General features: G+C 46.1%; 5 protein-coding genes. 3 read left to right on the forward strand and 2 right to left on the reverse strand.

The genetic code is table 11. The features are described 5' to 3' along the window. The 3 genes from QVO97_RS05630 to QVO97_RS05640 form a co-directional block, all read left to right on the forward strand. Positions 1-452, forward strand: a 452-nt coding sequence (locus QVO97_RS05630) for an ATP-binding cassette domain-containing protein (RefSeq protein WP_288189076.1), incomplete at its 5' end; no start/stop codon positions are given. Positions 453-454: 2 nt separating this feature from the next. Further along, positions 455-1,186 (forward strand): ABC transporter permease, encoded by a 732-nt coding sequence (locus tag QVO97_RS05635; RefSeq protein WP_022359411.1) that lies wholly within the window; start codon positions 455-457, stop codon positions 1,184-1,186. A gap of 25 nt (positions 1,187-1,211) precedes the next feature. Then, positions 1,212-1,763, forward strand: coding sequence for a hypothetical protein (locus QVO97_RS05640; protein WP_022359412.1), 552 nt, complete (start codon positions 1,212-1,214; stop codon positions 1,761-1,763). A 103-nt stretch (positions 1,764-1,866) separates the two neighbouring features. Here QVO97_RS05640 and QVO97_RS05645 read toward each other — a convergent pair whose 3' ends face one another. Both QVO97_RS05645 and QVO97_RS05650 read right to left on the reverse strand, forming a co-directional pair. Then, positions 1,867-4,116 carry an alpha-galactosidase gene (locus tag QVO97_RS05645; RefSeq protein ID WP_022359413.1) on the reverse strand — a complete coding sequence of 750 codons (2,250 nt, stop codon included), beginning with the start codon at positions 4,114-4,116 and terminating at the stop codon, positions 1,867-1,869. Positions 4,117-4,299: 183 nt separating this feature from the next. Continuing rightward, positions 4,300-4,602 (reverse strand): LysM peptidoglycan-binding domain-containing protein, encoded by a 303-nt coding sequence (locus QVO97_RS05650; RefSeq protein ID WP_022359414.1) that lies wholly within the window; start codon positions 4,600-4,602, stop codon positions 4,300-4,302. Positions 4,603-4,770 lie beyond the last annotated feature (168 nt).

Genomic DNA, 4,770 nt, shown 5'->3' on the forward strand with positions numbered 1-4,770 from the left:
GAAAGCTTTCCGGAGGCATGAAGCGGAAGCTGATGGTCTGCCGGGCACTTTTAACGGAACCGGAAATCCTTCTTCTGGATGAACCGACTGCAGGGATGGATGCATTTGCCCGCCGTCAGATGTGGAATCTTCTGAAAAAGCTGAATCAGCAAAAGCTTACCATTCTTCTGACAACGCATTATATGGAGGAAGCAGAAACGCTTTGTGACCGTGTCGGCTTTATGTGCGGTGGACGTCTGGAGGAAACAGATGCTCCGGGTCATATGATAGAGACGCTGGGGCGGTATGCGGTTGATGAGACTTCACCAGATGGGCTGCAATCACACTATTTTCATGGAAAGGAGGAGGCAATTCAGTATTTGTCCGCGTCAGAACAGGAAACAGCGCTTCGCAGTACGACATTGGAAGATGTATTTCTGGAGACAATCGGGCAGCAGCTGGAATGCCGGTAAAAATGGGTATTCTTACTGTGTTATGGGAAAAATGGGTAGAATTCCGGCGGGATTTTTATAAAATCACGCTGGCTGCCATGATTGCCCCTCTTTTATATATTCTGGTGTTTGGTCTTGGAATCCAGACCATGTCGCACGGACAATCGTATCTGAACTTTCTGATTCCGGGAGTGGTTGCCCTGACGACCATGAACGGCAGTTTCAATGCTATCGCCCAGAATTTAAACGTCCAGAGATTGTACGAAAAAGCATTTGACCAGGTCATCATCTCTCCTACCCCGCTGTGGCAGTTCATCGCGGGACAGATCATCGGCGGAAGTCTCCGGGGATTATATGCGGGAGCCGTGATTATTCTTCTGATTTTGCCGATCGGAACGGGGCTCTGTTTTAACGGCTGGTCGTTCCTTCTAATGTTTTTAAACGGATCTGTGTTTTCCACAATTGGAGTTGTGGTATCTTTTTATGCCAAAAACCATGCCGATGTGCCGCGCTTTTCGAATTACGTGATTATGCCGATGGCATATCTGTGCAATACATTCTTTTCAGCCCGGAGTATGCCGGATGGTCTGCGCCAGGTGATTGAATATCTGCCGTTATCGCAGACCAGTGCGGCACTTCGCAGCATCGCCAATCATGAGGCATTTTCTTATACAACGATTGGGATCCTGCTTCTGTATCTGGCGTGTTTTTCGGTTGCTGCGTCCTGGTTTCTGTATAAGAAAAAGAATTTATAAACACAGGGTAAGGAGTTTTCTGTCTATGAAAAAAATAGGTTTCATTCTTCTGGGAATCATTTGTATCTTATTTAGCAGCCGGTGGACGTTGACGGCGCAGGCAGGTGCTGGAACGCTGCTTTCCCTGGAGGATGGTGAATATGCCATCGAGGTAACGATGACCGGAGGAAGCGGAAAGGCTTCGATCCAAAGTCCTGCTCTTCTGACGGTGACAGATGGAACAGCATACATATCCATCACATGGAGCAGTTCCAATTATGATTACATGGTGGTAGATAATAGAAAATACGAGAATGAAAGTGCCAAGGACGCAAATTCTCATTTTACGATCCCTGTTTTGGATCTGACAAAAGAACTTACAGTCAGGGCGGATACACTGGCGATGGGAACGCCTCATGAAATCGAATATACCCTTCAATTCAATACTACGTCGATTGCGTCTAAGAGCACGCTTCCGCAGGAAGGGGCGAAACGTGTGCTGATGATGGCAGCCGTTATTATTATCGGTGGCGGGATTCTGAATCATATCGTAAATGAACGCCGGAAGCGGGATTATACGGGGAAACGCCGGGCTTAAATTAAAAGGGATTCGTAACTGTTCAGTACCTTCACAGTTACAGGGATTCTTCTTTAAAAACCAGATTCGGGAGAATCCCCTTTCAATGCGTTTATCTTATTTATTATTCAGCCTGCTTTTGTACATAAAACAGGCGAGAATCAAAGTCGCAGCTCTCTCTTCTACCATCCATATACTGTCCGGAAGAGGCGTCACTGGTAATCAGTCCTAAATTCATCAGTTCGTCGCCATAGTGGGTGCTTACGGCACTTTCATGTCCTTCTGTATATTCCGTGACATTGTAAAGATCGGATTCTTCCAGTCCCTGTAAATGCAGCCGCGTAAACGGACCATTGGCGACATTCAGTGTCCGGTACCAGCCGACCAGGGCTTCTGTGCGGTCTTCACTGACTGCCATCCAGGCAGTGATATTGTTTTCAAACGGACTGGAAAGTCTGTAAAAAGTACCATACTGAATCAGGGACCGGTGCTGTTTCATAAAGGCGGTCTGAATTTTTAATTCAGATAGCTCATCTTCTCCGAGCTGTGCCAGATCCAGTTCATAGCCGAACGTTCCGAAGAACGCGGTATTGGCACGTGTCCAAAGCGGTGTCTGACGATGAAGCTGATGGTTCGGAGAAGCAGATACATGGGATCCCATCGAGCTGATCGGGTAACCATAGGAAGTACCGTATTGAATCCGCAGGCGTTCAATCGCATCTGTATCATCACTGATCCATCCCTGCGGTGCGTAATACAGCATACCTGCATCAAAACGCGCTCCGCCGCTGGCGCACGATTCGAACAGAATGTCCGGAAAGCGTGTGGTCAGCCGCTCATACATCTGATAAACACCCATAATGTAGCGATGAAATACTTCTCCCTGCTGTCTGGCGGAAACTCCTCTGCTCCATACATCGCTGAGACTTCGGTTCATATCCCACTTGATATAGGAAATGGAGGCACCTTCCAGAATCAATGCAATCTTTTCATAGATGTAATCAAGGATCTCCTGCCGGGAAAAATCCAATACATACTGGTAACGTCCGTGACAAGGCGTTCGCCCTGGAACCTGGAGGATCCAATCAGGATGCGTGCGGAATAAATCGGAATCGGCATTTACCATCTCCGGTTCGATCCAGAGACCAAACTTCATGCCGAGCGCTTCTATCTTCTGTGCCAGTCCGGAAAGACCGTTTGGCAGACGGTCGCGGTTTGCCTCCCAGTCGCCCAGTCCGGCTTTTGAGCTGCTTCTGGCACCAAACCAGCCGTCATCTAAAACAAACAGCTCTATGCCGCATTTCTGCGCTCTGGAAGCCAGCTGTAGAAGTTTCTCTTCGGTAAAATTGAAGTAAGTTGCCTCCCAGTTATTGATCAGAATTGGGCGCTCGCGATCACGCCAGTACCCCCTTGCCAGTCGGCGCCGGTACAGCCGGTGTAAAGTCTGGCTCATGTCGTTAAGTCCCTGAGAGGAGTAAACAAGCACTGCCTCCGGAGTCTGGAAGGTTTCACCAGGGTTCAGCTTCCAGCTAAAGCCAAACGGATTAATTCCTATCATAAGACGGGTGGTTCCATGTGACTCCACTTCTGCCTGAGCCAGAAAATTACCGCTGTAAATCAAGCTGCAGCCAATGGCTTCTCCCTGAAATTCGTCAGCCGAAGGGCGTTTTAAAATAATGAACGGATTCTGCTCATGGGAAGAATGTCCCCGGGTGCTGTCAATCGCCTGAATGCCATACTCAAGCCTGCGTGTGTGGAGTGCGCGCTCTCTCGCCCATGCCCCAGAAAACTGCATCCACTCATAATTGTGGTCAGGAAGATCCAGGCAAAGACTCATCGCGGTCTGAACCTGTACAGAAATGTCACCCTGATTGGAAATAGAAGCACTTCGGGCAATGACACCGCCCTCGACAAATATTGTATATAAAAGATGCAGCTCCAGATTAGTATGGGTATCTTTTAACGTAATAATAAGAGTTTCAGCTTCCCCGTCCTGTTCAGTATAAGTAGCGGGAAGTCCTGGCAGTTTTGGCTTTCCGGATGTAACCTGATATCCAGTAAATTGAAAATCTGAATAGGTACTTCCATCATTCTGGAGAATCTCTACTGCCGGATGACGGTAATCACCGCTTCCGTAAGTACCGTACTCCAGCTTAATATGTCCAAGTGAAAAGGTACGATCGTTTTCATAGAGATAAGATGCCATGTCTCTGGGAGCTAATTCAAGAAGGTATGAGAAATCTTCCTTGTCACGAATCTTTTTCCCATAATATAGCTGTCCCATATGTCCGTTTGGAAGAACCATCATGATATAGCTGATGGTCTGGTTATATAAATGAAATATCTTCGATGATTCGTGATATACAATACTCATATCCTTATTTCCTCCTGTTCTTCTGTCGCTTGTCATTTAATCAGATATAGACTGCTTGCCAAACTTTATTCTACCAGAAAATAGATTAAATGAACAGACTACGGACAGGAATATGGAAAATTCTATAAATTTGATTCTGTCTCTGTTATCGGTTGTGTGTACGTGTATGTGAACGGTAACGATTTATTTATAATAACGAATGGTCAGGTAATGCCCTGCGTCAATATGGTCATCCGAAAGACTATTCATCTGGCGCAGCTCCCGTACATACTCTTCAACTGACTCCTCCGAATCTGCACAATATGTCTGAGCAATGCTCCAGAGCGTATCTCCATCTTTCAGATGAATACTGGTATAGTACTTTTCCGGTCTAGTATCTGCTTCTTCCTCGGCCATCACATACATCAGACTCCGTCCAAAAAAGCCCGAAAGCAGCATGATGAAAACAACAGCTAAAACCATAACACCTTTTTTCAACGTATACATTTGCAATCTTCTCCTCTCGTGTTTTGTTGGAATCGTCTTTTTGTATTCAAATCTGTTCTTAAAGAATGAGAAGAGATTTGAATATTATAAAAACATTGGGAACGTTTGTTCTATATGGCTACATTATACGATACGAACAAATGTTTGTCAATGGGTTTGAAAGAAAAA

Origin of the sequence: Clostridium sp. CAG:43 (assembly GCF_000434655.1) — a bacterium.
Lineage (GTDB): Bacteria > Bacillota > Clostridia > Lachnospirales > Lachnospiraceae > Otoolea > Otoolea fessa.